This is a genomic window from Actinomadura syzygii, from assembly GCF_008085905.1.
Classification (GTDB): domain Bacteria; phylum Actinomycetota; class Actinomycetes; order Streptosporangiales; family Streptosporangiaceae; genus Spirillospora; species Spirillospora syzygii.
In genome coordinates, this window is sequence record NZ_VSFF01000005.1 from 188,625 (window position 1) to 209,989 (window position 21,365).

General features: G+C 68.6%; 30 protein-coding genes. 14 read left to right on the forward strand and 16 right to left on the reverse strand.

The window, feature by feature from the left end:
* Positions 1-209: 209 nt before the first annotated feature.
* Both dnaB and FXF65_RS13410 read left to right on the forward strand, forming a co-directional pair.
* On the forward strand, positions 210-2,831 hold the full coding sequence (gene dnaB, locus FXF65_RS13405; RefSeq protein ID WP_246198575.1) for a replicative DNA helicase: 2,622 nt from the start codon (positions 210-212) through the stop codon (positions 2,829-2,831).
* Positions 2,832-2,841: 10 nt separating this feature from the next.
* Entirely contained in the window at positions 2,842-3,267 is a 426-nt protein-coding gene (locus FXF65_RS13410; RefSeq protein WP_148350253.1) for an MmcQ/YjbR family DNA-binding protein, read from the forward strand.
* A gap of 44 nt (positions 3,268-3,311) precedes the next feature.
* Here the strand turns inward: FXF65_RS13410 and FXF65_RS13415 are convergent, their stop codons facing one another.
* Positions 3,312-4,391 (reverse strand): Gfo/Idh/MocA family protein, encoded by a 1,080-nt coding sequence (locus FXF65_RS13415; RefSeq protein WP_148350254.1) that lies wholly within the window; start codon positions 4,389-4,391, stop codon positions 3,312-3,314.
* Between the two features lie 82 nt (positions 4,392-4,473).
* Here FXF65_RS13415 and FXF65_RS13420 point away from each other — a divergent pair, with 82 nt between their 5' ends.
* From FXF65_RS13420 to FXF65_RS13435, 4 genes are all read left to right on the forward strand, one after another.
* Complete coding sequence (locus FXF65_RS13420; RefSeq protein ID WP_148350255.1) at positions 4,474-5,079, forward strand: TetR/AcrR family transcriptional regulator; 606 nt, start codon at positions 4,474-4,476, stop codon at positions 5,077-5,079.
* 76 nt (positions 5,080-5,155) lie between these two features.
* Complete coding sequence (locus FXF65_RS13425) at positions 5,156-6,031, forward strand: NmrA family NAD(P)-binding protein (protein WP_148350256.1); 876 nt, start codon at positions 5,156-5,158, stop codon at positions 6,029-6,031.
* 18 nt (positions 6,032-6,049) lie between these two features.
* The gene (locus tag FXF65_RS13430) at positions 6,050-6,595 is read left to right on the forward strand and encodes a DUF1707 SHOCT-like domain-containing protein (protein ID WP_148350257.1); all 546 of its coding nucleotides are present in this window, start codon (positions 6,050-6,052) and stop codon (positions 6,593-6,595) included.
* 55 nt (positions 6,596-6,650) lie between these two features.
* Entirely contained in the window at positions 6,651-7,166 is a 516-nt protein-coding gene (locus FXF65_RS13435) for a GNAT family N-acetyltransferase (RefSeq protein WP_148350258.1), read from the forward strand.
* A gap of 19 nt (positions 7,167-7,185) precedes the next feature.
* On the opposite strand, the gene FXF65_RS13440 is transcribed toward FXF65_RS13435, so the two are convergent.
* The 4 genes from FXF65_RS13440 to FXF65_RS13455 all read right to left on the reverse strand — a co-directional run bounded on the left by FXF65_RS13440 (position 7,186) and on the right by FXF65_RS13455 (position 9,220).
* Positions 7,186-7,506, reverse strand: coding sequence for a DUF6191 domain-containing protein (locus FXF65_RS13440; protein WP_148350259.1), 321 nt, complete (start codon positions 7,504-7,506; stop codon positions 7,186-7,188).
* A 51-nt stretch (positions 7,507-7,557) separates the two neighbouring features.
* Positions 7,558-8,139 (reverse strand): carboxymuconolactone decarboxylase family protein, encoded by a 582-nt coding sequence (locus tag FXF65_RS13445; RefSeq protein ID WP_148350260.1) that lies wholly within the window; start codon positions 8,137-8,139, stop codon positions 7,558-7,560.
* Positions 8,129-8,461, reverse strand: a complete 333-nt coding sequence (locus FXF65_RS13450) for a hypothetical protein (protein WP_148350261.1) — start codon at positions 8,459-8,461, stop codon at positions 8,129-8,131. Before FXF65_RS13450 ends, FXF65_RS13445 begins: the two co-directional genes overlap by 11 nt.
* 270 nt (positions 8,462-8,731) lie before the next feature.
* Positions 8,732-9,220, reverse strand: a complete 489-nt coding sequence (locus tag FXF65_RS13455) for a hypothetical protein (RefSeq protein WP_148350262.1) — start codon at positions 9,218-9,220, stop codon at positions 8,732-8,734.
* A gap of 89 nt (positions 9,221-9,309) precedes the next feature.
* On the opposite strand from FXF65_RS13455, the gene FXF65_RS13460 reads away from it, so the two are divergent.
* Together FXF65_RS13460 and FXF65_RS13465 are read left to right on the forward strand one after the other, a co-directional pair.
* On the forward strand, positions 9,310-10,191 hold the full coding sequence (locus tag FXF65_RS13460) for a hypothetical protein (RefSeq protein ID WP_148350263.1): 882 nt from the start codon (positions 9,310-9,312) through the stop codon (positions 10,189-10,191).
* 11 nt (positions 10,192-10,202) lie between these two features.
* Positions 10,203-11,024, forward strand: coding sequence for a class I SAM-dependent methyltransferase (locus FXF65_RS13465; protein WP_246198577.1), 822 nt, complete (start codon positions 10,203-10,205; stop codon positions 11,022-11,024).
* A 69-nt stretch (positions 11,025-11,093) separates the two neighbouring features.
* Here FXF65_RS13465 and FXF65_RS13470 read toward each other — a convergent pair whose 3' ends face one another.
* The 3 genes from FXF65_RS13470 to FXF65_RS13480 all read right to left on the reverse strand — a co-directional run bounded on the left by FXF65_RS13470 (position 11,094) and on the right by FXF65_RS13480 (position 13,319).
* Positions 11,094-12,314 carry a hypothetical protein gene (locus FXF65_RS13470; RefSeq protein ID WP_148350264.1) on the reverse strand — a complete coding sequence of 407 codons (1,221 nt, stop codon included), beginning with the start codon at positions 12,312-12,314 and terminating at the stop codon, positions 11,094-11,096.
* On the reverse strand, positions 12,304-12,807 hold the full coding sequence (locus tag FXF65_RS13475) for a SigE family RNA polymerase sigma factor (protein ID WP_246198579.1): 504 nt from the start codon (positions 12,805-12,807) through the stop codon (positions 12,304-12,306). The genes FXF65_RS13470 and FXF65_RS13475 overlap by 11 nt, the downstream gene beginning before the upstream one ends.
* 101 nt (positions 12,808-12,908) lie before the next feature.
* Complete coding sequence (locus tag FXF65_RS13480; protein WP_148350266.1) at positions 12,909-13,319, reverse strand: RidA family protein; 411 nt, start codon at positions 13,317-13,319, stop codon at positions 12,909-12,911.
* Between the two features lie 300 nt (positions 13,320-13,619).
* Between FXF65_RS13480 and FXF65_RS13485 the strand changes: the two genes are divergently transcribed.
* Together FXF65_RS13485 and FXF65_RS13490 are read left to right on the forward strand one after the other, a co-directional pair.
* A complete protein-coding gene (locus FXF65_RS13485) occupies positions 13,620-14,510 on the forward strand; it encodes a radical SAM/SPASM domain-containing protein (protein ID WP_148350267.1) in 891 nt (296 codons plus the stop codon).
* Positions 14,503-15,645: a methyltransferase domain-containing protein gene (locus FXF65_RS13490; RefSeq protein ID WP_148350268.1), complete on the forward strand. Its 1,143-nt coding sequence runs from the start codon at positions 14,503-14,505 to the stop codon at positions 15,643-15,645. Before FXF65_RS13485 ends, FXF65_RS13490 begins: the two co-directional genes overlap by 8 nt.
* Before the next feature lie 42 nt (positions 15,646-15,687).
* Here the strand turns inward: FXF65_RS13490 and FXF65_RS13495 are convergent, their stop codons facing one another.
* From FXF65_RS13495 to FXF65_RS13505, 3 genes are all read right to left on the reverse strand, one after another.
* Positions 15,688-15,864 carry a DUF397 domain-containing protein gene (locus tag FXF65_RS13495; protein WP_148350269.1) on the reverse strand — a complete coding sequence of 59 codons (177 nt, stop codon included), beginning with the start codon at positions 15,862-15,864 and terminating at the stop codon, positions 15,688-15,690.
* A 67-nt stretch (positions 15,865-15,931) separates the two neighbouring features.
* Positions 15,932-16,108, reverse strand: coding sequence for a DUF397 domain-containing protein (locus tag FXF65_RS13500; RefSeq protein ID WP_148350270.1), 177 nt, complete (start codon positions 16,106-16,108; stop codon positions 15,932-15,934).
* Complete coding sequence (locus FXF65_RS13505; protein ID WP_148350271.1) at positions 16,056-16,913, reverse strand: helix-turn-helix domain-containing protein; 858 nt, start codon at positions 16,911-16,913, stop codon at positions 16,056-16,058. Before FXF65_RS13505 ends, FXF65_RS13500 begins: the two co-directional genes overlap by 53 nt.
* A 129-nt stretch (positions 16,914-17,042) precedes the next feature.
* Between FXF65_RS13505 and FXF65_RS13510 the strand changes: the two genes are divergently transcribed.
* From FXF65_RS13510 to FXF65_RS13520, 3 genes are read left to right on the forward strand one after another with little or no spacing between them, the layout of a single operon-like run.
* A complete protein-coding gene (locus tag FXF65_RS13510) occupies positions 17,043-17,420 on the forward strand; it encodes an ATP-binding protein (RefSeq protein ID WP_187412270.1) in 378 nt (125 codons plus the stop codon).
* Complete coding sequence (locus FXF65_RS13515) at positions 17,402-17,773, forward strand: hypothetical protein (protein WP_148350273.1); 372 nt, start codon at positions 17,402-17,404, stop codon at positions 17,771-17,773. The genes FXF65_RS13510 and FXF65_RS13515 overlap by 19 nt, the downstream gene beginning before the upstream one ends.
* Positions 17,770-17,982, forward strand: a complete 213-nt coding sequence (locus FXF65_RS13520; protein WP_148350274.1) for a hypothetical protein — start codon at positions 17,770-17,772, stop codon at positions 17,980-17,982. Before FXF65_RS13515 ends, FXF65_RS13520 begins: the two co-directional genes overlap by 4 nt.
* Here FXF65_RS13520 and FXF65_RS13525 read toward each other — a convergent pair.
* From FXF65_RS13525 to FXF65_RS13535, 3 genes are read right to left on the reverse strand one after another with little or no spacing between them, the layout of a single operon-like run.
* On the reverse strand, positions 17,960-18,205 hold the full coding sequence (locus FXF65_RS13525) for a hypothetical protein (protein WP_148350275.1): 246 nt from the start codon (positions 18,203-18,205) through the stop codon (positions 17,960-17,962). The two genes, FXF65_RS13520 and FXF65_RS13525, sit on opposite strands and share 23 nt — an antisense overlap.
* Positions 18,206-18,230: 25 nt before the next feature.
* Positions 18,231-18,746, reverse strand: coding sequence for a GNAT family N-acetyltransferase (locus FXF65_RS13530; protein ID WP_222868547.1), 516 nt, complete (start codon positions 18,744-18,746; stop codon positions 18,231-18,233).
* Positions 18,743-19,204, reverse strand: coding sequence for a MarR family winged helix-turn-helix transcriptional regulator (locus tag FXF65_RS13535; protein ID WP_246198581.1), 462 nt, complete (start codon positions 19,202-19,204; stop codon positions 18,743-18,745). Before FXF65_RS13535 ends, FXF65_RS13530 begins: the two co-directional genes overlap by 4 nt.
* Before the next feature lie 84 nt (positions 19,205-19,288).
* Between FXF65_RS13535 and FXF65_RS13540 the strand changes: the two genes are divergently transcribed.
* Positions 19,289-19,675, forward strand: a complete 387-nt coding sequence (locus tag FXF65_RS13540; protein ID WP_148350276.1) for a nuclear transport factor 2 family protein — start codon at positions 19,289-19,291, stop codon at positions 19,673-19,675.
* On the opposite strand, the gene FXF65_RS13545 is transcribed toward FXF65_RS13540, so the two are convergent.
* The gene (locus FXF65_RS13545; RefSeq protein WP_246198583.1) at positions 19,672-20,505 is read right to left on the reverse strand and encodes an SDR family NAD(P)-dependent oxidoreductase; all 834 of its coding nucleotides are present in this window, start codon (positions 20,503-20,505) and stop codon (positions 19,672-19,674) included. The genes FXF65_RS13540 and FXF65_RS13545 overlap by 4 nt on opposite strands.
* A gap of 34 nt (positions 20,506-20,539) precedes the next feature.
* Complete coding sequence (locus FXF65_RS13550) at positions 20,540-21,316, reverse strand: alpha/beta fold hydrolase (protein ID WP_148350278.1); 777 nt, start codon at positions 21,314-21,316, stop codon at positions 20,540-20,542.
* Between the last annotated feature and the right edge of the window lie 49 nt (positions 21,317-21,365).

The window sequence follows — 21,365 nt, forward strand, 5'->3', positions numbered from 1 at the left end:
TTCGCTGGCCGTCCACAGAGTTATCCACAAGTCGTGCACAACTGGAGCGGCGTGTCTGCACAGGGACTCCACAGGCTCGTCCACAGGCCGCGTTGCTCCCGGCCGCGTGGGCTCGGGAGAATGTCAGACGCTTCGGATAGACGTGGGATGAACGGTCGGCGATGAGGCGGACGGGGCCGCCGACGACCGGTGATGAAGGGGGTGCGACGGTGAGCGTGGCCGAGATTGGACCGCCCGAACCCGAGTTCGAACGCACCCCGCCGCATGACATCTCGGCCGAGCAGGGCGTGCTCGGCGGCATGCTCCTCTCCCAGGACGCCATCGCCGAGGTCGTCGAGATGCTGCGCACGCCCGACTTCTACCGTCCGGCGCACCAGATCGTCTACGACACCATCCTCAACCTCTACGGCCGCGGCGACCCCGCCGACGCGGTCACGGTCGCGGGCGAGCTGACCAAGAACGGCGAGATCGGACGCATCGGCGGCGCCCCCTACCTGCACACCCTCATCTCGCTGGTGCCGACCGCCGCCAACGCCGGGTACTACGCGAAGATCGTCCACGAGCGGGCGATCCTGCGGCGGCTGGTCGAGACCGGCACCCGCATCGTTCAGATGGGCTACGCCGCCGACGGGGCGGACGCCGACGAGGTGCTCGACCGCGCCCAGGCCGAGGTCTTCGCGATCGCGGAGAAACGATCCGGCGAGGACTACATCTCCCTCAGCGAGATCATGCCCGGCGCCCTGGACGAGATCGAGGCGATCGGCAGCCGCGGCGGCCAGATGGTCGGCTGCCCCACCGGCTTCGCCGACCTCGACGCCCTCACCAACGGCCTCCATGCGGGCCAAATGATCGTGGTCGCAGCCCGCCCCGCCATGGGGAAGGCGCTAGAACTCGGCACAGTCCTCCCAACCCCGACAGGCTGGACGACGATGGGGGACGTCCGAGTCGGTGACCGCCTGATCGGAGCCGACGGCGAACCGACCCGCGTCGTCGCCGCGACCGAGGTCATGCACGGCCGTCCCTGCTACGAGATCGAGTTCTCGGACGGCGAGGTCATCATCGCCGATGCCGAACACCAATGGCGTACGACGACCCGTGCCGCCCGCCGTCACCGGAGCCAGAAGAAGACGGCCTACTACCGGCCCGATGAGGCGATCAACCGTGTCCGATGGGCGACCGCCGACGCCAACGAACAGCCTCCCCGGCTCCTCTCGCATCGCCAGGCCGTGGCCGAAGTCGGAGCGGAGTTCAGACACGCCCTGCACGCGGTCACCAGGCAATTGGGTCACCGAGGCGAAGTCGACACGAGCATCTCGAAGCGTCGAGTCCGCTACGAATGCACGAGTCTCTACCAGGGGCTACTGTACCGAGCCGCGCGACCGAAGAATGCCGCGACCACGGCGTCGCACCGGCCCATCAAGACGACCGCAGAGATCGCCGCGACACTGCGTTGCGACGGCGACAACCGGCCCAACCATGCCGTCGAGGTAGCCGCTCCGTTCAAGCTGCCGGATGCGGATCTCCCCATCGACCCCTATGTGCTCGGAGCGTGGCTCGGCGATGGGTGCAGCCGGGACGGCAGCATCACCTGCTTCGATGACGAGATCCTGGAAGAAATCGAAGCGGCCGGACAGCCGATCGAGCGGCGCCTCACCCCGGGGCGATTCGGCCTCCCCGGCCTCGCTCGCAAGATCAAAGACCTGGGCCTGTGGGGGAACAAGCACGTCCCGGCCCCGTACCTGCGGGCGTCCGAGGCGCAGCGGCGGGCGTTGCTGGCCGGGATGCTCGACACCGACGGGTACGTGTCGGAGATCGGGCAGGTGCAACTCGGCTTCGTTAACGAGCGGCTGGCCGATGACGCGCACGAGCTGATCCTGAGCCTCGGCTACCGCGCGACGATGACGACCAAGCCGGTCAAGGGCCGTTCCGCCGAGACCTCGACGTACTACCGGATCAACTTCACTCCCGCCGAGGCCGTGTTCCGGTTGCCGCGTAAGGCGGCGCGGCAGCGCGGGAACGTCCATCCGAAGACGCGGGTGCGGTACATCGTTGACGTGCGGCGCGTTGAGAGCGTGCCGGTCCGGTGCGTCCAGGTCGACAACGCCGACCACATGTATCTGGCGGGGCGATCCTGCATCCCGACGCACAATTCGACCCTGGCGCTCGACTTCGCGCGGGCGGCGTCGATCAAGCATGGGCTGACGTCGGTGTTCTTCAGCCTGGAGATGGGGCGCAACGAGATCACGATGCGGCTGCTGTCCGCCGAGGCGCGGGTGGCGCTGCACGCGATGCGGTCCGGCACCATGCAGGACGAGGACTGGACGCGCCTCGCCCGCCGGATGAGCGAGGTCGCCGAGGCCCCCCTGTTCATCGACGACTCGCCCAACATGTCGATGATGGAGATCCGGGCCAAGTGCCGGAGGCTCAAACAGCAGCACGATCTGCGCCTGGTCATCATCGACTATCTGCAGCTGATGTCGTCGGGGAAACGGGTCGAGAGCCGCCAGGTCGAGGTGTCGGAGTTCTCCCGTTCGCTGAAGCTCCTCGCCAAGGAACTGGGCGTCCCGGTCATCGCGTTGTCGCAGCTCAACCGAGGCCCCGAACAGAGAACCGACAAAAAGCCCATGGTGTCCGACCTTCGCGAATCGGGCAGTATCGAGCAGGATGCGGACATGGTGATTCTTCTGCATCGGGAGGACGCCTATGAGAAGGAGTCGCCTCGTGCGGGGGAGGCAGACCTGATCGTGGCCAAGCACCGTAACGGGCCGACCGCCACCGTCACGGTCGCGTTCCAGGGGCATTACAGCCGTTTCGTCGACATGGCTCAGTAGGCAGGCGGGCATGGCGGCCGGTGAGGAACGGCGGGCCCGGGTCGAGGACGTGCACGACCTGGCGCTCGGCATGCCCCACGTCACGGTCGAACACGGCAAGGGCGGCAACCCGATCTACCAGGTCGGCGGCAAGTCGTTCGTGTTCTTCCGCACGGCCCGTCCTGACGCCTTCGACCCGGAGACGGGCGAGCGCTACACGGACGTGATCGTGTTGTGGGTGCCGTCCGAGTCCGACAAGCAGGCCATGGTCCAGGACGAGAGCTCGCCGTTCTTCACCACTCCCCACTTCAACGGGCATTCGTCGGTGCTGCTGCGCGGGAGCCGGGTCGGTGAGCTCACGTTGCGGGAGGTCAGGGAGGTCGTCCAGGACGCCTGGCTGTCGCGGGCATCGCGGCGGCGCGCGGAGACCTGGCTTCGCGAGCACCCCGAGCCCTAGCTTCGCGAGCACCCTGAGACTTGGCTTCGCGAGCGCCCTGAGACCTAGCTTCGGGGAATTCGTTCGAGCAGTTCGTGGAGTGCGTGAGCCTCCCGGAAATCGGGAACGCGGTGGCCGCCGTCGCGCAGGTCGGCGATCAGGTGCCGGTAGAGGCGGGCGACGTTGGACGCCTGCGCAGGCAGGCCCGAGGCGTCGTCGGCGTCGAGCGCGACTGGTTCCCAGGCACGCCCCGAGCGCGAAATGAACAGCTCCAGGCGTCCGATCTGGAGTTGCACGGCCAACGGTTCCTTTTCGGGCGCGGACACCAGGGCGAGGCTCCCGTCCGTCCCGGTGATCTCCAGCCGGGTGCGCGGCGGCCCGGATTCGGCGTCGTGCAGGTGGATCGACATGACGGCGCCGGAGCCGAGGCCCGCGATGGCGAGGAGCTGGTCGGGGGCGGTGACCTTGATGGGTTCCCCGGTTTCGGCGACGCGGTGGTCCGGGCTGCGGAGGGCGGTCCGTGCGGTGAGGTCGGTGATCGGCCCGAGCACGTGTTGCACCAGGTCGAGGGCGTGTCCGCCGAGTACGTCGAGGAGCCCGGCCCCGTTGGCGGCGTCGAAGGTGTAGGCCGACCGGGCGGGGACGTCGACGTCCGCGCCCCTGGTCCGCGCGCTGTAGAGCGTCGCTGACAGGACGTTGCCGATCGCGCCCTCGCCGAGCAGTTCGCGCATGCGGACCGCGGCGGGGGCGAAGCGCGCCTGGAGGCCGACCGCAGTGCGGACTCCGGCCGCGTCCGCGGCCGTGCTCAGGGCGCGGGCCTCGGCGGACGTGCGGGTCAGCGGCCATTCGCAGTACACGTGCTTGCCCGCGTCCAGCGCCGCCGTGACGAGTTCGACGTGCGCGGGGACCTTGACGGTGACGACGACGAGGTCCACGTCAGGGTGCCCGGCGAGGTCGGCGGCGTCGGTGAAGGCGTAGCGGGCACCGAACCGGTCGCGGGCAGACCGCGCCGTCTCGGCCCGGGTGGTCGCGACCGCGGTGAGCGCCACGTCCGGAATGGAGTCGATTGCCGGTATGTGGGCGCGCGACGCCCACCCCTGGCCAGGACTGGCTCCCACGATGCCGACGTTGATCGGACGGGTCATCGACGTTCTCCTAACTGGGTCATGATGTTCCGTTTATAGCATAACTGGAACATCATGACCCGGTTCGGCTAGCCTGGCGGGCATGACCGCGGTCGACGCCCTGCTCGCCCCCGGCGGCACGAGGCTGCGCGCCGACGCGCGCCGCAACGCCGAGCGCCTGGTGGCCGCCGCCCGCGCCGCCCTGGACGAACAGGGCCTGGAGATCACCACGCGCGACGTCGCCCAGCGCGCCGGGGTCGGCCTCGGCACGCTCTACCGGCGCGTGCCGTCGCTGGACGCGCTGCTGTCCGCGATCCTGATCGACACGATCACCGAGATGACCGAGCTGGCCCTCCGGGCACGCGCCGCCGACGACCCCTGGACCGCCTTCGTCGATTTCGCCGAGTCGTACGTGCGGCTGCGCGCGTCGAGTTGCGGCCTGCACGACGCGCTGTCCGGGGCATGCGACCTGGATCTCGACCCGCATATCGATCGCCTCCGCCAGGAGGTGCGGCACCTGGTCGCGCGGGCGCAGGACGCCGGGGCGATCCGCGACGATCTCGACTGGAGCGACGTCCCGTTCGTGCTGGCCACGGCGATCCCGTCCGACCACACGATCGGGCTCAGCGCCAAGCCGGACCAATGGCGGCGAAATCTCGGCATCATCCTCGACGGTCTGCGTCCCTCGCCGAGCATGGGTTCTGAATAGGGGCGAACGCGGCCAGCTCCTGACCGCATTGGTTCGTACCGTGCCTGGACGACACGACCTACGAGGGGGCTTCACGATGACGATCGTCGTCACCACTCCGACCGGACATGTCGGATCCCGGGTGGTCCGACTGCTGTTGCAGGCCGGGGTCCGGCCGCGCGTGCTGGTCCGCGACCCGGCCCGGCTGGACGGCGCGACCCGCGAACGTGTCGACGTCCGGCGCGGTGACCTGACCGACGCCGGGTTCGTCCGGGAGGCGACGTCCGGTGCGCGGACGGTCTTCTGGGTCGACCCGACTCCGCCCACGTCCGAGAACCCGAACGAGACCTCGGAGCGGACGGCGTCCGGGCTGATCGACGTCGTCCGCGCGGGGGAGGTCGGGCGGGTCGTCCTGCTGAGCAGCGTCGGCGCGGAGCTGCGGCACGGGGCCGGGCACATCGACGCCCTGGCGCGGATCGAGGAGCGGCTCGACGCGACCGGCGCCGACATACTTCACCTGCGCTGCGGCTACTTCTTCACGAACCTGCTGATGGACCTGGACGGCCTGGCCCGCGGCGTCCTGACCACGTCGTTCCATCCGGATGCGCCCATGGCTTGGGTCGATCCACGCGACATCGGCGACGTCGCCGCCGCGCGCCTGCTCAACGAGGCGTGGACGGGCCGCGTCGTGCAGGGCGTCCACGGGCCCGAGCACCTGAGCTTCGCGCAGGTCGCGGAGATCGTGTCCGACGCGGTCGGGCGGAAGATCCGGCTGGACGCGGTCGGTGACGACGACGTCCGCGCCGCTCTCCGGTCGGCCGGGCTGCCGCCCGGCGCGGTGGAGGGCATCGTCGGCATGGCGGCCGGGACGCGCGACCTGGTCCCCGAGCAGCCGCGCGACGTCGTGACCACGACGCCGACCACGCTGGCGGCCTGGGCGTACGCCCATCTGCGGCCACTGCTCCGTACCTGACGGTATTAGAGTGCGGTGGTGCCCGATGTGCCGGAAGACCCGTCGACGCTGATCGGCGACGAAGACCGCGAGAATGCCGTGCGGCGCGTTCAGGACGCGTACGCGGAAGGGCGCGTCTCGCACGAGGACATGACCGAACGTCTCGATCGGGTGCTCTCCGCCAGAACGCGGGACGAACTCGCGAAAGCGCTGACCTCGCTCCCGGCGGAAAAGGCGCCCGCGACGTCCACGATCGGCGCGTTCAACGGACGGATCAAGCGGCGCGGCGCATGGCGGGTGCCGCGAAACCTCAAGGTCGAGTCGGCGTTCGGACGGGTGCGGTTGGACCTGTCCCGCGCGGTCATCGAGCATCCGGTGGTCGATATCGAGATGCGGCTCGGCACCGGCAGCGCCACGATAACGGTGCCGCGCGACGCGGTCGTCGACATCGAGGATCTGAAGTCCTCGTGGAAGCCGACGCTTTACAAGGCCGCGCGGCGGGCCCGTCCCGGCGCCGGGCCGACGATCCGCATCTCGGGGGCCATGGGTTTCGGCCGCTTGAAAATCCGCCACGCACGCCGCTGAACGCAGCGCTTCGCGACCCTTCCACGGACGGGCCGCCAGGCCGCACACTCTGGTCATGACGGTGCTCGAAACGGAACGGCTGCTCCTGCGGCCTTTGACCGGTGCGGATTTCGAGGATTACGCGGAGATGCTGGCCGATCCGGAGGTGGCCTCGGGATTGGCGGAAACCGTGAGCACCGGCCGGGCGGACGCCTGGCGCAGCCTCGCCATGTTCATCGGCCACCGCGAGATCCGGGGATATTCGCACTGGGCGCTGGTGGAGAAGGCGACGGGCGCTTTCGTGGGACGCGCCGGCCCGTGGCGGCCGCACGGTTTCCCGGGTCTCGGAGTGGGATGGTGCCTGTCCCGCCGCCATTGGGGAAAGGGCTACGCAGCGGAGGCCGGGCGCGCCGCCGTCGCCCACTGTTTCGCCGAACTCGGGGCGGACGAGGTCATCTCACTGATCCTGCCGGGCAACAGCCGTTCCATCAGCGTGGCCGAACGCATCGGACACACGCACCTGCGCGACTCCGAATACCGCGGCCGGCGCGTCCACATCTACGGACAACGCGCAGCGGGTCAGCCGACTTAGGCGTCGGACGAATGCCTTCTCAGCTGGACGAGGCCGAGGGACGGTGGACGATCGCCGTTCCGCTGTCCAGGTCGATTTTGCGGCGTGGAGGCGCGCTGTCGTCTTCGTCGTCCCTCATCATGAGCGAGGAATTGCGCTGATCCTGCTGGTGGCGGTGCGTGCCTTGGAAGAAGGCGTCCAATTCGCCGACCGCGACCGCCGAGAGGGGACGGCCCCCGTCGTCCCGCCGCCAGGGCAGCCGGAAACGGCGGTGCGCCCACAGGCCCGCGCGGTCGAGAACGGCGAACGCGACCAGCCCGATCACGAGCCCGGGAATGGTCATGAAGACGATGACGGCCATGCCGCTCCAACGAACCCGCACGGCCCCGAGTTGCGCCCCCCGCGCCGCAGGTCAGCGGTAGCCGCGCTTGAGCAGATACTTCGCTCCCGCCGCGAAACCTTCGGGGCTGAGCAGTTCGAACCCGAAGACGTCGGCGAGCCGGTCGGTGGTGTTGAACGCGGCGCAGACCGCCAGCGCGTCCTTGACCTGCTGAGGCGTGACACCGGCGGCGAGCACTCGGCGCATGTCCTCAGCGCCGATATCCCCCTCCCGCGTCAGCTCACCCAGCATTCGCAACGTCGCCCGCAGCGGTTCCGAAACGGGCGCCGTTTCCAGATCGGCCAGAACTGCCGTGACCAGAGACTCGTCCTGGTAGGCGCGCGTCGCGGTCGCGGTGTGCGCGCCGACGCAGAACGCGGACTCGTTCACCTTGGACACATAGGCCGCCATCAGTTCCCGGTCGCCCACCGACCACTCGGACGGACCACGTATCGCCCGGTGCGTGAATTCCTTGGCCCGTGCCCCGTAGAAGTCGGGCCGGTAGAAGACGAGCTTGGCGGCGTCCGGCATGGGCTGCCCGGAGAACAGCCGGACGGCCGCGAACAACACCTTGGTCCCGGGACGGTAGCCGTGGTTGAGAATGTCAAGTCGCATGACCCGGCCTCTCGGCGGCGGTAGCTTCGGCCAGGGCGACCAACCCGGCGTCATACAACCGCGCGGAATGACCGACCGCAGCGCAGACAACCAGCTCGAAAATCTGATCCTCGGTGCATCCCGACGCCTTCGCCGCCGCGAGATCCGCCTCGGTGACCTCTGCGGGCCGGTCGACGACTTTGCCGATCAGCGCGTCCAAGGGCGGGGAAAGCCCGTCATTGCTGAACGCACGCGCCCGCTGCCGCGCGGATGCCCGGCCTTCGCCGTCCAGCACACGGTTCACCAGCGCCTGGTGCGTCGCCCATTTCTCGTCCTCCGGCATAGCGCCCTCCTCGCCGACTGGATACCCAGGTATAGGACGGTCAGCCGCCCGCGGAACGTGACACCGCCCCGCCGAACCCCATCCCCGTCCTGGGTGAATACCGAGGTCAGCGGCACAGTGTGACAATTCGGTGGCCTCTGGCGCTGGCTTATATGTAGGTCACGGATACCCCGCCGTGACCCGCGCCATGGGCGGCCCACGGACTGCGGCATCCCATGGCCCGGCCCCGTCCTCCCGCCGCCGTGGAGGGCGGGGCCCCACAACCCCCCGTTATTGGTAGGACGTCGTAATGGCGGCTGTTGTGGTGAGGACGCTCATCGTTACGCCGTAGGCGAGGGCCGCCTTGAGCGGGATGAGGTCGGACGAACCGCGAGGTTCGGTTCGGCGGTAGGTGGCGTAAATCAGGAACGGGTAGAGAAGCGCGAAGGCGAGTGTTCCGGCGATGAGGCCGATGGCGCGGTAGCGGCTATCGGATTGGTCTTTGACGGCCGTGTCGATCTCGAACCTGATCTGCGCGGCCTGTGCTCTGAGATCGGTCGCGGCGACCGGATCGGTCTGGGCGAGGCTTTGCGCCTTGGTGTCGAGGGCGTCGGCGTGGGCCGTCTTGGCCTGGTGCAGGCGGGCGGCGCCCGGCGGCGCTTTCAACTCGAAGAGCGCGTGCTGGTCGAGCGCGAAACCTATGAGCAGGAAATAGACGACGGTTCCCCAGACCAACACCCTGAGTACGAGGTCGCGTCTGATGCCGTCGTTCTCGTCCATGCGGCCGCGTCCCTTCGGGAGGTTGGTGTGGTCTTATCACTCCGGGCGGCGCGGGGGCTGTGAATCGGGGGAGCCCGGAAATTGGGACCTTGGCGCTTCTGCCGGGCGGTGAGACGCTCACCGGCGATCGGATTCCGAGAACGCCCTCCGAAGAGGAGACCGGTTTGCTGCCTCGACGCTCCCTCGTTACCGCCGCGCTCGTCGCGGCCGTCGCAAGCGCCCCTCCCGCCACGGCCGCCGAGCGCGGGTTTCCTGATCTGCGCATGGTGCAGGCCGCCGGGATGGTCTCGCCCTACGAAGCCCGAACAGGACGCTGCCCAGACGGCATGCAGCCCGTAGGCGGCGGATTCGATCTCCCCGAGGGACACAGCGTGGCCGCCACCGTGCCCGTCGCCGGGGCAGGGTGGCAGGTCAAGGCCCGTTCCGACGCCGGGGCGACGGAAGCCTTCGACATGACCTGGTACGCCATGTGCGCCACTCCGCCGCCCGGTTACGAGATCGTCAAGAGGACGGAGACGGCAGTCCCCAACGGCGAAGCCCGCTCTGTTACCTGCCCGTCCGGTAAGGACATGGTGGCCACCGGGGCAGAAGCCAAGGGGCCCGGCGCCGAACTGAACGCCAGCTACATCTTCTTGGCGGCCTCGGCCCAGGTCTATTACTCCGTCGCCAGCGGCACCAGCCACGAAGCCGACACCGTCGACCTGGACGTCTACGCCGTCTGCACCGACCACGACCTCACCGTCTGGAGCACGAGGCTAAGCGAGGGCGACTTCGACAACGGCGACGGACCCACATTGGCGTGCCCGAACGGCAGCAGGGCCGTCAGCGCCGGGTTCAACCTGGGGATCACCACCAGCCATGTAACCGGCAGCAGGCCCCGAGCGACCGGCGGCAGCGATTGGAAATTCACCGGGACCGATCCGGATCGCTCCCAGTATTACCTGCTTAGTGGCCTCGTCTGCGCTGACTGATCCACGGCGGAGTGGCATCGTGGTCGGGCGAGCGATGCGAAGGGACCTCGGTGCGAAATCCAGCAAACGACCCCGGCCCTACGAGCTATGAAGCCGAACTGCGGCGGCACAATGAGGTGCTGCGCCGGGCCTGCGGTGTTCAGGTCGATGAACACGTCCTCGACATCGGTTGTGGGGCCGGGGAGACGACCCGGGAGGCCGCGCGTATCGCGCGGAGCGGCAGTGCCCTCGGGGTGGACGTCTCCGCTCGCGCCATTGAGCGCGCCCGCGAACTCGCCCAGGCGGAAGGGCTGGGCAATGTCGCCTTCGAGTGCGCCGACGCGCAGGTCCACAGCTTTCCGCAGGAGCGCTTCGACCTCGTGACCAGCAGGTTCGGGACGATGTTCTTCGCCGACCCCGTCGCCGCGTTCACCAACATCGGGCGAGCGCTGCGCCCGTCCGGACGCCTGGTGATGATGGTCTGGCAGTCCCACGAACGTAACGAATGGGACGTGGCCATTCATCACGCACTCGAAACCGTCGACGAGAAACAGGGGCCGGATCCGTTCTCCCTCGCCGATCCCGCGTCCGTGAAGCAGATTCTGACGGACGCGGGGTTCACCGACGTCAATTTCACCGACGTCCACGAGCCGGTCTACTACGGCCACGATGTGGACGCCGCGCTCGCCTGGATCAGCGGCTTCACCTGCACCAGCGAGACACTCAGGCGATTGGACGCCACCGCCGCGACGCGGGCGATCGGGCGGCTACGCGAAATGCTCGCCGCTCATTCCACGGATGACGGCGTCTGGTTCGATTCCCGCGCCTGGATCGTCACCGCCCACCGCCCCTGAGCGGCATGATGCCGTCCTCGCGAACGCCGTGCGACCCGCGGGGTCGTGGCCGCCCCCGCGGGCCCGCCTTCAGGGGATCTTCGAGAAGTCGATCAGCGCGGTTCCGGCGTCGTTCTGGATGAAGCGTTGCGGGCTCGGCTCGTCCTTCCCTCGCCCGAGGACCTCGTTGAATCGCGGTATCCCGGTGTCGATCAGCTTGCCGCTCCGCAGGTCGTACAGGACGTGAGTCCTCGTCCTGGCCCCGTCAGGGAAGTAGGGGACGAAGCGGTCATAGATGACGCCCATCATCGGAGAGCCGGGGATGTCGGACGGCAGAGTCCTCCCGTCCTTTCCGCTCCTGCGTTGCATGACAATGGTCCTGTTCCAGGGGTTGGAGCCGACGCACCAGGTCACCGCGCATGACCATGGCTCCTTGAGCGGTGCGAGGACCGCCTTGCGTCGCTCCCCCGTCCGCACGTTCCAAAGTGACCGGTACACGACGTCCGGCCACTTCTTCCCGTCGTACACGGGCGAGCCGATCCAGGGCCAGCTGACGATCTCGTAGCCGTCGCTGCCGGGGACAACGGTGGACGCGCCGCCTGCCAGGGGGACTTTGTGGATGCCGTCGTTCATGCCCCAGACGATGGTGTCGCCGTCGATGAGCAGCGTGGTGATCGAGTCGCCGCGCATTCCGATGATCTTGTGCGGGGCGCCGCCGGCGAGCGGCGCCCCCCAGATCTCGACCGTGTCGCGGCCGTTCACACGGTACGACAGCCACCAGACCACCTGGCCCTGCCCGATGGCGAAGTCGGACGCGAAGATCTTCGATCCGCCCGGGACGACGATGTCGGTGATCACCCGGGCCTTGTGGGCGCCGAGGTCGTAGGCCCACACCTTGTCCGGTTTCTGCAAGGACGACGTGGTCGCCCCCACCAGTGTTCCGCCGTCCAGCAGTGCGAACGGTTCCAGAACGCGCCCGTTGGGCAACCTGCTGGGGAGGCTCCGGACGGCGTCCGGCCACCGTTCGCGCAGTTTCACCGGCGTGCCGAGCTGGGCGCGCGACACCGGTTTGAGGCCACCGGCCTTGGCGGCGACGGGCGGCCTGTCCTGATCGGACCGCAGCAGCCCGCCGACCGCGCCGGTCCCGCCGACGGCGACGGCGACCGCGACCACGGCGGCCGACGTCCGGACGCGGCGTCGCCTGCGACGCGCCTTCTCCACCCGCTTGATCAGGCCCGTCCTGACCTCCGGGGCCTGTCGCGCCGCGGTCGTGAGCGTGGCGCGCAACGCCCGGTCCAGGTCATCGGTCATGGTGCCCTCCCGCCGTGGACGCGGCGGCCGGACGCCAGTCCGCGCGTAGCTTGCCGAGCGCGCGGGCGGCCTGGCTGCGGACCGTCCCGCGCGAGATGCCGAGCATCCCGGCGATCTCCTCGTCGGACAGGTCCTCGTAGTAGCGCAGGACCAGGACCGCACGCTGCCGCCGCGGCAGCGAGGTCAGCGCCTCCCAGAGCCGCGGGTCGTGCTCGGCCCGTTCCAGGCCGCGGTCGTCGTAGCGTCCTTCCGGGACGCTGCCGACCAGGTGCTCACGTTTCCGCCGACGCCACATGCTGATGTGCTGGCGGGCCATGATCGTCCGGACGTACCCCTCGGGGTCGTTCTTGTTGACGACCCGGCTCCAGGCGCTGCTCAGCCTGATCAGGCCCTCCTGGAGCAGGTCCGCCGCGTCGTCGGGATTGCCGGTGAGCACATAGCCGTAACGGAGCAGCGCCTGCGCGCGCGTCGTCACGAATTCCTCGTAGGTCACGCCGTCGTGATCCAAGGCCGTCCCTTCCATCGACCCCAGGACGCCTGGACCGCCCGAACTGTTGCACGTTCCGAGGAACTCGACGCGCTGCCCGGCGGGCCCTAGGAGTCGAGGACGGCGGCGACGGCTTCGATCTCCACGAGCTGATCGTGGTAGCCGAGGACGGTGACGCCCATCAGCGTGCTGGGGACGTCGTGATCACCGAACGCGGCGCGCACGACTTCCCAGGCGGTCCCCAGATCCTTCTGCTTGCTGGACGCGACGAGGACCCGGGTGGAGATGACGTCGTTGATGGACGCTCCGGCGTCTGCCAGGGCGATCCGCATATTCTCGACGGCCTTCGCCGCCTGACCTGCGTAGTCGCCGACCGCCGCCGTGGTTCCGTCCTCGTTCAGCGGACAGGCCCCGGCGAGGAAGATCAGGCGGGACCCAACGGCCGCCGACGCGGCGTAGGCGTACTCGGCGACGTCCGACAGCGAGGACGACCGGATCAACGTGACGGCACTACTCATGGACGCTCCCTTCCAACCAGGCTAGGAACGTTCCATCGTGCCACCTCGGACCGCCCGAACCAGGCAGCCCATGTGCGGTGGACGGCCTGTTACGGCTCGACCGTCGCCCTGCACAGCCTCGCAGTAGACGACATCCGCGACCGCCCTCGACAGCCAGGACGCGGTGTGAACACCACCTCCCGGCCGGGTGACTCTGGCCGCCAAGGCAGTTGACGCCCACTCCATCGAACGGTTGGACAGGAAGGAAAGGTAAGCCGTGACCTCGCCGCACGAACCCCACCGAGCGCGCTGGAGGTAGACATGACCATCGCCGTCCCGGCCACGCCCGCGCCGCCGGTTCTCGATCCGGTTCGGTTCTTAGAGCTGGAGATCACCCGGCAATGCGCGCTGCGGTGCAGGCACTGCTACAGCAACTCGGGCCCGGCCGCCGGGACCGGCGAGATGACCACGGCCGACTGGATGAGCGTCATCGAGCAGGCCGCGGCCCACCCCACGATCACCACGGTGCAGTTCATCGGCGGTGAACCCACCGACCATCCCGCGTTCGTCGAACTCGCCGAATACGCACTCCTGCACGGCCTCCAGGTCGCGGTGTTCACCAACCTCCTCCACGTTGACGAACCGCTCTGGGAGCTGTTCGGCCGCGACGGCGTGAAGCTGTCGACGTCCTGGTACACCGCCGACCGCGCCCAGCACGACCAGATCACCGGGCAGCCCGGATCCTGGGACGCCACCTGGGCCAACATCGCCACCGCCCGGCGGCTCGGGCTCAAGGTGAAGGTCGGCATGGTCGAGGTCCTGGCCGACCAGGACCTCACCGGCGGCGCCGAGATGCTCACCATGCTGGGCATCACCGACATCACCCGCGACCACGCCCGCCCGGTCGGCCGCGCCGCGCGCCGGGCAAGCCCGCCGACCGGCGGTGACCTGTGCGGCCGGTGCGGCGACGGCCGCGCCGCGATCGACACCGATGGGCGCCTCATGCCGTGTGTCCTTGGACGCGGCTTCGACGCCGGAAACGTGACCCAGACGCCGCTCGCGGAACTACTCAACGGCGAAGCGTGGCACCGGGTCCTCGGGGCGATTCCCCGCCGCACCGGAGCCGTCCACGCCTGCAACCCCGACAGCGACGGTAACGATTGCTCCCCCGCCGAGACCGAGGCGTGCAACCCTGCCTACGACGATGACTAGCCACGCCTGGAAAGACCACGCCGCACGCCTCGCGGACACCGCCGCGCACCGAGGGTCGCGGTGGTACGCGCCGATCGCCACCACACCCCGGCATCGATTCGTCCCCCGCTGGTGGCAGGCCGACGGCGGCGCCTGGACCCTGCGCGACGGAACGACCGACGAACCCGCGTGGTTCCGCGCCGCCTACAGCGACCGCACACTGGTGACCCGTATCGGGACGACCCACGCCGACCACGCCCCGGAAGGCAGCCGGGCGACCGGCCGTCCGACCTCGTCGTCGACGCTGCCCGGCCTGGTCGTGGCAATGCTCCGGCACGCCCGCATCGCCGCAGACTCCCACGTGCTGGACGTCGGTACCGGGTCGGGCTACTCGGCCGGCGTCATGTCGGCATACCTCGGTGACGAACACGTCACCAGCGTCGACATCGACCCGTACCTGACACAGATCGCCGCCCAACGGCTCGCCGGGATCGACCGGCACCCCGACATCGTGACCCTCGACGCGACCGGGCCGTTGCCCGGCGCCTACGACCGGATCGTGTCGATGGTCTCCGTCCGACCGATCCCACCGAGCTGGCTCGCCGCGCTCAACCCCGGAGGACGACTGGTAACGACCGTCACCAACACAACCCTGATCATCACGGCGGACAAAACCACCGACGGCGGCGCGGTCGGGCGGGTCGAGCGCGACCGCGCCGGATTCATGGCGACCCGATCGGGCGGCGACTACCCGCCACCCGCCAGCACCTTCGACGCCGTGAGGGAGTTGGACGGCGACACCGTCACCACCGGCCGGTATCCCGTCCTCGACGTCACCGAGGCGTGGGACCTGCAATCAATGCTCGAACTCACCGCACCGGACATCCAGCACCACTTCGAGCAGCGTCCAGACGGGCAGCGAACCGCCTGGATGCTCCACGCCGACGGGTCATGGGCACGAGCGACCGGTCACCGAGGCAACCCTCCGACTGTCCACCAATCCGGCCCCCGCCGCCTCTGGGACATCCTGGAGACGATCCGCCACCGCCTCAACATGAGCGGCGACCTCCCGGTACGCGGAGCCAAGGTCACGATCAACCCCGAAGGAACGATCACCCTCCACCGAGGGCACTGGACCGCCGTGATCGCCAAATAACGCACGAACAACACCGAAACCGCCCCCGACCATCGACCCGACCTAGTGCTTGAGGTCGGAGACCAAGGCCCGGAGTGCGTCGCGAGTGATCAGGAGGCGCGGGCCGTGGGGGTCTTTGGAGTCGCGGAGGGCGATGGCCTCGGGGAGGTGGCCGACCTCCACGCAGTCACTCCCGGCCTGGGTTCCGCTGTGACTGCTCTTGCGCCACGTCGTCGTCACTGAACGCCTCCACTGGCTTGGTGATCAGGCCCTTAGCTCTGGCCAGTTGGGCCAGAGTGGGTGGCGGTTAGCGTTTCAGGTTTTTGATCAGAGTCTGGAAAGTGGCGGGGGCGATGTGGAGGTGGGGGCCGTGGGGGTCTTTGGAGTCGCGGAAGGCGATGGTCTCGGGGTGGCGGCCGACCTCCACGCACTCACTCCCGGACTGGGTTCCGCTGTGACTGCTTTTGCGCCACGTCGTCGTCACTGAACGCCTCCATAGCCTTCGTGATCAAGTCTTTGGACCTGTGTTCGGGGAGAGCCTTCGCGCTGATGCGCGCGAACAGGATCGCGTATTCGGCGACCTCTGTGGGAGACGATACAAGCCGACCGCCGCCGATCGACTCGGTGTAGGCGACCTCTCCGAAGTCGTCGCCGGTGACGAGCTTGAGACCGCCGTCCAAGCCTGGGTAAGCACCGGTCTCGAAGCTTTGCGGGATCACGTGGAGGACGACGTTCGGGCGTTCCGCCACCTTGAGGAGGTGGGCGAGCTGCTCTCGCATGATCTGGGGGCTGCCCACCGGCCAGCGCAAGGTGGCCTCGCTCAGCATCACCATGACGAATGCCCGGTCGAGGACGCCCTGTCGTTCGAGTCGCTCGGTGACGTCCGGCTCGGGGTCGGGGACACCTCCGCCGGTCAGCAGTGCGCGGGCGTAGTTCTCGGTCTGGAGCACGCCGGAGATCAGGAGCGGCTCGAAGATCCGGATGATTCGGGCCCGCTGCTCGAACGTCTTGTACCGGGCGAGCCATTGCGGGTCGTGGCCGATGCTGGCGTACCAGACCAGGATCGCGAACGCGCCGCCGGTGTCCCACGCCTTGTCGAGGAGGATCGCGCGGGTCGCGTCGAGCCGCTCGACGTTGTTCTCGATGCGCGAAACGGTGGCCTTGCTGGCGTTGATGATTCGTCCTACGGCTTCGCCGGACAGCTCACGCTGGTTTCGGCAGAAGCGTAGGTAGTAGGCGATGAACGCCCACAAGCCTTGCTTGGGGTCGGGGGGCGGGTTGGTCGCCATGGGCGGGGGCCCTCGCGTCTCGTGTTGTTTCGGGTACGGAGAGTACTCGCGCCAACATAACCCGAGGGTGTGACGGTGTGTCGTGGTTCACACAACTCGACGAAGGTCGGAGCGATGTCCACTGCGGCGATGGCACCTGAGATTCCCAGGCTCATCCTGGAGCCCAATGAGAAAGCGGCGGGGAGGGCGCGGCGGTTTGTGGCGGCGCGGTTCGCGGAGTGGGGGATCGCGGACGACGACATCGGCCGGCTCGTGGTGAGCGAGCTGGTCACCAACGCCTATGTGCACGGGGAGGGGCGGATCGTCGTGCGCGTGTTCGTGGACAAGCACGACCGCCTCCCGGTGGTGGAGGTGTGGGACGGCGGCGCGAAATTGCCCTTCATCCCGGCGCTGGACTGCACCGCGACGTGCGGCCGGGGGCTGCTGCTGGTGGCGGAACTGGTGCGGGAGTGGGGCGTCCGTCCTCTGGACGAAGGAGGGAAGGTCACGTGGGCCAAACTTCACTGATCCGCTACCGGGTGCGCCGGGCCGTCCAGCATCGGTATCTGGAATGGCGCGCGCTGCGGAACCGGGACATCGTCATGGCCCATCTGGACGCGCTCGTCCCGCCGCTTGAGCGGCGCGGATGGCGGTGCGTGAAGACCTATGAGCCGGACGTGGTCCCGGTCCGGGTTCCGCTGCTGCGGATTTACGGCGCCGATATCGCCATGACGTTGTGCGTGCTCGCGGTTCCGTACGGCCTCTGGAGCTACTACGAGGCGGCGCGCGGGCGGGACGCGTGGTTCTGCCCGTGCGGGGACGCCGAATGGGCGGCGGAGACCGTGGACGAATTCCTCCGGGAGCGGTCGTCCACCCGATGAACGAGGCCGTCGCGCTGCTGCTGGTCCAGCGGCTCTTTCCCGAGTGGGTGATCACTCGGGACGCGCACGGGAACTGGCAGGCCGCCATTTCCTCTGGCGATCTCGACGGGCTGATGACGCGGCTCGCCGCCGCCGATCCGGACGCGGCGCGGCGAGCCGCCTGCTTGCTGAGCGAGAGCGGGCGGGTCAGTCGGACGGGGCCAGGATGACGGCGGTGCCGACCAGCACGTATTTGGTCCGTATGTAATGACTGTTGAAGTAGCTGTTGATCCGCAGGGCGATGATCGCGTGCGCGCCGCGTTGCACCGCGGACTTCGCCAGCTCGTCGAGGCCGTTGCCGACATCGGAGTTCTCACACCACACCGGCCATGCCTGTTCGATGGGTCCGGCGCCCGCGGTCGGGACGCCGTCGGTCGTGTAGATCGGAATCACCCGGCTAGCTAACCATAAACTTAGATCAGCGGGCGGGGCGCTCGTAGATGAGTTCGCGGCCGTCGATCTCGTCCCATTGCTCGCCGACGTGGGTGAAGCCGTGGCCCGCGATCGTGGCGAGGGACGCCTCGTTGTCCGGGCTTATCGTCGCGCGGACGGTCTTCACGGACGGCTCGGACGCCGCCCTTTCCAGCATCGCGGCGAGCATCGCGCGGGCGTGGCCGCGGCGGCGGTGCGCGGGATCGACGGAATAGGAGATCTCGACCGTCCCATCAGGGTCGGGAGGGGATTGGAATCCCGCGTATCCGACGACGGCCCCGTCGCTCTCCGAAACGGCGGCGCGGACGATCCAGGAGGCGATTTCCGGGTCGTGAGCGAGCTGCTCAAGGCGGAGCCGCCAAAGGAATATGGCCTCGTCGGTGATGAAATAGTCGGTGAGCGTGACTCCTGCGGCGGTGCTCGCGGCGGCGAGGTCACCCTCCAGCAGGGCGGTCATCGCGGCCGCGGGGATTTCCACGAATCGCAGGCCGGTGGACGTCATAGGCGACTCCTTTTCGCGTGGTGGTCTGCCAGCTTGGTCAGCAGGGCCGTGAGTTGGGCGCGTTCGGACGGGTCGAGCGGCTCTAGAAGATCGTCCTGGATCCCGGCGAGCACGTCATCCAATTTTGCGAGGTGGCGGGCGCCGTCCGGGGTGAGGGTGATGATGTTGCGCCGCCGGTCGGACGGGTCGGGCGCCCGCTCGACCAGCTTCTTCTCGGCGAGCTCGTTCAGCGCGGCGACGACGTCGCTGCGGTCGATGCCGGTGTGGCGGCCCAGCGTGGCCTGGCTGGACGGCCCGTACTCGTCCAGCGCCGCGAGCAGCCGGTAGTGGTAGCCGCGCGCGCCCGCGGCGGCGAAACCGTCCCCGACCAGGCGGTGGCTGTGCGCGGACACCATGTTGATCAGCCAGCTGGCGGCGTTCCTGACGCGCGCGGGCGGCTGGGCGTCGACCGACATCATGCGGATCAGTGTACGGGGTTGTTGGTTGAACCAACGGTATGTATTGTTGGTGACACCAATGTTGGCTTAACCAATGGAGTTGTGATGAACGACCGTGAAGAGCTCTCCGCGCTGGTCAGCCGTCTGGGACTGTGGCTGGACGAGCACGCGCCCGACACCGGACGCGCCCTCTTCAGCGCGGACGCGGAGGCGCACACCGCGGGCGGGGTCGCGAAGGGCGTCGACGCGCTTATCGCGCAGGCCCAGAAGAACCACACGGTGTCGACGCAGCACTTCATCACGAACAAGCTCGTAGAACTGGACGGCGATCGGGCCGTCGTCCGGGCGAACCTGCTCGTCGTCTTCGCCAACGAAGGCGGGCCGCGCCTGCTGGGCGAGCGTTACGAGATAGGTGCGGTCCGGGCGGCGGACGGGTGGCGGATCTCGCGCGTCCAGATCCGTCCGGTGTGGGAGGTCGCCAACGCCGCCTAAGCGGTGGTGAGTTTCTCGGAGATGGCGTGGAGTTGCGCGCGGGCGGCCCGGTCGTATGCCTGGTCGTCGGCGCGGGACTCCCTGAGACCGTTGAAGAAGCGTCCTGACACGTCGTCCAGCGCTGGGTCGGTCACAAGACGGTGGGTCGCGCGGACCCCCTCCTCTAGCGTGCTTATAGGTGACGACACCATTTTCGTCGGCATGTAGGTGGCCGGGTGTAGTGCGTTAGCTGTGACGCCCGTCCCGGCCAGTTCGTCCGCCAAGTCGATGGTGAAAAGGACCTGTGCGAGTTTGCTCTGGCAGTAGGCGCGTATCCCGCTGAAGCCGTGGTGGAGCATGACGTCGTCAAAGTCGATGGCCTGCTGACCCAGACTGCTCACGTTGACGATGCGCGCTGGGGCCGAGCTGATGAGGGTCGGTAGGAGAAGCCGGGTGAGCAGATACCCGGACAGGTAGTTCACCTGGAACGTCAGTTCGTGCCCATCCGCGCTTTCTCGTCGTGGTCCGTCTGCACCGATGCCAGCGTTGTTGACCAGGACGTCCAGTCGCGGGTGGTCGGTCCTGACCGCCTCTGCCAACGCGCGTGTCTCGTCCAGGGACGACAGGTCCGCGCGGTACCAGGACGCCCGGCCGCCGATCTCCTGCAAGGTCGCCTTGCCGCGCTGGTCGTCCCGTCCGTGAACGAGGACCGTCGCGCCTTCGGCGGCGAGTTCGGCGGCCAGTGCGCGGCCCAGTCCGTCCGTCGCGCCGGTGATGAGAATGGTCTGCTCTTCGATGGGACGCATATGGTCCATCGTGCTCGGCGCGCGCGAACGGTAACCAGGGTTCATCCACCCTGGTATCCCGACTACCCGGTTCGTCCGGCTAGGGGCGGGCCAAGAAGTCCTGGATGAGTTTCGCGAATTCGTCGGGTCGTTCCATCAGCGCGACATGTCCGGTGTCGAGTTCGGCGTAGTCGCTGCCCGCAATGCGGTTGGACAGGTCGCGGTGGTTCTCGACGGGGATCGTCAGGTCGCGCGTGCAACCGATGGCGAGCGTGGGCGCCTCTATGCGCGACAGCAGCGGACGGACGTCGACCCGCCGAACCAGGTCGAGTTGGCGAAGGCGTCCGTCGTTGGGCTGCATGAAGCCGTGCGCACCTTCTGCCGCCTCGTAGCCGATCTCGTTCAGGTGGGGGCGGGCGAAGGAGGTGAGCGTCCCTAGGCGTCCGAACCCTTCGGGGGAGTTCGCGATGCTCAGCCACAGGGCTATCAACTGCTGGATGTACACGTCCTCCGTGTGGGCCCACCCGGCGGCGACGACGAGGCGGCGGACCAGATCCGGGCGCAGCGCAGCAGCGGCGGCGGCCGTGGGCGCGCCGAGCGAGAAGCCGACGACGTCGGCCGGGCCCGTCCCGGCGTCCTCGATCACGGCGCTGACCTGCTCGGCGAGCGTCTCGATCGTGAGCGGTGCGCCGTCGTCGGAGGCGGAGTCGCTGCCGGAAAGGTCAGGAAGGTACACGGTGTTGCGGCTGGTGAAGCGGTCGAGGATCCCGTCCCACATGAACGAGCCGGGGCCCACGCCGTGGACGAGCACGACCGGCGGGCCGGAGCCCTCGGTGCGGTAGGAGATACGGGCCTTGCCAACGGTGATTTCTGCCATGCCCCCAACGCTGCCCGCGCCGGACGCCGATGAGGAGCGGACCGCCTTG

Excerpts from the sequence above, each read along its gene's own strand:
- FXF65_RS13485 (WP_148350267.1), top strand. The coding sequence starts at position 13,620 with ATGACCATCGCCGTCCCGGCCACGCCCGCGCCGCCGGTTCTCGATCCG.
- FXF65_RS13545 (WP_246198583.1), bottom strand. The coding sequence starts at position 20,505 with ATGAACCCTGGTTACCGTTCGCGCGCGCCGAGCACGATGGACCATATG.
- FXF65_RS13410 (WP_148350253.1), top strand. The coding sequence starts at position 2,842 with ATGGCGGCCGGTGAGGAACGGCGGGCCCGGGTCGAGGACGTGCACGAC.
- FXF65_RS13425 (WP_148350256.1), top strand. The coding sequence starts at position 5,156 with ATGACGATCGTCGTCACCACTCCGACCGGACATGTCGGATCCCGGGTG.
- FXF65_RS13445 (WP_148350260.1), bottom strand. The coding sequence starts at position 8,139 with ATGCGACTTGACATTCTCAACCACGGCTACCGTCCCGGGACCAAGGTG.
- FXF65_RS13455 (WP_148350262.1), bottom strand. The coding sequence starts at position 9,220 with ATGGACGAGAACGACGGCATCAGACGCGACCTCGTACTCAGGGTGTTG.
- FXF65_RS13550 (WP_148350278.1), bottom strand. The coding sequence starts at position 21,316 with ATGGCAGAAATCACCGTTGGCAAGGCCCGTATCTCCTACCGCACCGAG.
- FXF65_RS13510 (WP_187412270.1), top strand. The coding sequence starts at position 17,043 with ATGGCACCTGAGATTCCCAGGCTCATCCTGGAGCCCAATGAGAAAGCG.
- FXF65_RS13470 (WP_148350264.1), bottom strand. The coding sequence starts at position 12,314 with ATGACCGATGACCTGGACCGGGCGTTGCGCGCCACGCTCACGACCGCG.
- FXF65_RS13535 (WP_246198581.1), bottom strand. The coding sequence starts at position 19,204 with ATGATGTCGGTCGACGCCCAGCCGCCCGCGCGCGTCAGGAACGCCGCC.
- FXF65_RS13490 (WP_148350268.1), top strand. The coding sequence starts at position 14,503 with ATGACTAGCCACGCCTGGAAAGACCACGCCGCACGCCTCGCGGACACC.
- FXF65_RS13415 (WP_148350254.1), bottom strand. The coding sequence starts at position 4,391 with ATGACCCGTCCGATCAACGTCGGCATCGTGGGAGCCAGTCCTGGCCAG.
- FXF65_RS13505 (WP_148350271.1), bottom strand. The coding sequence starts at position 16,913 with ATGGCGACCAACCCGCCCCCCGACCCCAAGCAAGGCTTGTGGGCGTTC.
- FXF65_RS13420 (WP_148350255.1), top strand. The coding sequence starts at position 4,474 with ATGACCGCGGTCGACGCCCTGCTCGCCCCCGGCGGCACGAGGCTGCGC.
- FXF65_RS13540 (WP_148350276.1), top strand. The coding sequence starts at position 19,289 with ATGAACGACCGTGAAGAGCTCTCCGCGCTGGTCAGCCGTCTGGGACTG.
- FXF65_RS13520 (WP_148350274.1), top strand. The coding sequence starts at position 17,770 with ATGAACGAGGCCGTCGCGCTGCTGCTGGTCCAGCGGCTCTTTCCCGAG.
- FXF65_RS13435 (WP_148350258.1), top strand. The coding sequence starts at position 6,651 with ATGACGGTGCTCGAAACGGAACGGCTGCTCCTGCGGCCTTTGACCGGT.
- FXF65_RS13480 (WP_148350266.1), bottom strand. The coding sequence starts at position 13,319 with ATGAGTAGTGCCGTCACGTTGATCCGGTCGTCCTCGCTGTCGGACGTC.
- FXF65_RS13530 (WP_222868547.1), bottom strand. The coding sequence starts at position 18,746 with ATGACGTCCACCGGCCTGCGATTCGTGGAAATCCCCGCGGCCGCGATG.
- FXF65_RS13440 (WP_148350259.1), bottom strand. The coding sequence starts at position 7,506 with ATGGCCGTCATCGTCTTCATGACCATTCCCGGGCTCGTGATCGGGCTG.
- FXF65_RS13450 (WP_148350261.1), bottom strand. The coding sequence starts at position 8,461 with ATGCCGGAGGACGAGAAATGGGCGACGCACCAGGCGCTGGTGAACCGT.